The organism is Microvirga sp. GN3, assembly GCF_055792825.1.
The window spans coordinates 1-1335 of the sequence record NZ_JBVVAK010000375.1 but is presented as its reverse complement, the minus strand read 5'-3'; the positions used below and the strand labels follow the sequence as shown (position 1 = coordinate 1335).

General features: G+C 58.8%; 2 protein-coding genes. Both read left to right on the top strand.

Annotated elements, in window-relative coordinates; genetic code table 11:
• The first annotated feature begins 21 nt into the window (after nucleotides 1–21).
• Nucleotides 22–357, top strand: coding sequence for a DUF6894 family protein (locus ACS5Q1_RS47945; protein WP_473104791.1), 336 nt, complete (start codon nucleotides 22–24; stop codon nucleotides 355–357).
• Between the two features lie 198 nt (nucleotides 358–555).
• A complete protein-coding gene (locus ACS5Q1_RS47940) occupies nucleotides 556–1206 on the top strand; it encodes a hypothetical protein (protein WP_473104790.1) in 651 nt (216 codons plus the stop codon).
• Nucleotides 1207–1335 lie beyond the last annotated feature (129 nt).

Genomic DNA, 1335 nt, shown 5'->3' with positions numbered 1-1335 from the left:
ATCCAGTAAGGCATCTCAGTCATGACAACTTTCACCAATGACAAGCAGGCTCCTGCTGAAAGCCTCATTGAAATTGACCTCCCGGTAAGGTCGTCGGGGGTATCCGCGTCCGGCGTTTCGGCGCTAGCGCGCTACTACTTCAATCTCACCAATGGTGATGCCATGATCCGCGACGAAGAGGGCATCGAGGCGTCCAGTGTTCTGGCCGCTGTGGTCGCTGCCATGGAAGCCGTCGAAGAGCTTCGGGCCCAGGATCCCTTGAACTCAAATGAGTGGCAGGGCTGGCGGCTGGAGATTATCGATAGCACAGGTCAGGCGGTGCAGGTCATTCCGCTTGATGTTCTCTCGGCCCATTAGCTCGACGTCAGAACGAATCCTGCCATAAAACACTTGTAGGACGCGCCAAATAGCCTCCTCCAAGGCTCAGCAACTAAGATCCTGAGAAAGCGTTAGTTCCTGGACGGTAGCCATCTCGGCTGCGGATCCGTTTAGCCAGAACAGCTTGGCCGCTGGCCGAGTTGGCGACGTTCTTCCCTGGCGTGGGAGGATGGAGCCATGGTGCGGATTATTTCATTAGCTGTCGCATGTGTTCTTGCTCTCTCTGCTGGAGCGGAGGGCGCAACATCCCGCAAGCGCAGCGCTCCTGCCCAGGTGCGAACGCCACCACCTCAAACTGCGCAAGAACAGGATGAGTTCCGCTCATGCGATGTGGCCGTTCGTGAGTTCGTCCAAGGGCGAAAGGAAGCCGCGGCTCTTGCGGTCAGGGAGGTCAGGGTCGACACCTTGAGGATGACCTTGAACTTCGTCCATCCCTACGGCGAAAGCGGCGACACTCCTCCCAATCTCGCCTTCACCCGAGGCGAGTCCATCGAGGACCGACGGAAGGCCCTGAGCGAGGCGAAGCAGAGAGCGGGGATGCTAACAGAAGCGGCCAAAGCTGGATTTGTCTGGTACGTCATCGTCCTGAGGAAGGAAGGGAGTCCAAGTGAAGAGCGTCGTAGCCCAGCGAGTGCCCAAACCGCCGAAGAGCGCCCATCTTCTGCTGACGCTGTGGTCATGGCCAGCATCGAAGGCCGCTGCATAACGGTGTCTCGGTATGAGGCTATTCCTCTTAGCAGCCTGAGTGAGGAATTGCGGCAGGTACTCGGTCAACGCGGGCTGGAGGCGGCACCGGCTGAGGCTCTCCCGCAATCGCCTCCATCATGAATGCTAAGTAGGTCGCCATAAGACTTGCAACACGAGAGCCGCGGGTGTTCCCTGGGGAGCATGCAACGACATGATCACTCTCCCGAGACATGGCTCGATGAGGCGGATCGCAAGCGGCTTGCTGCCGCG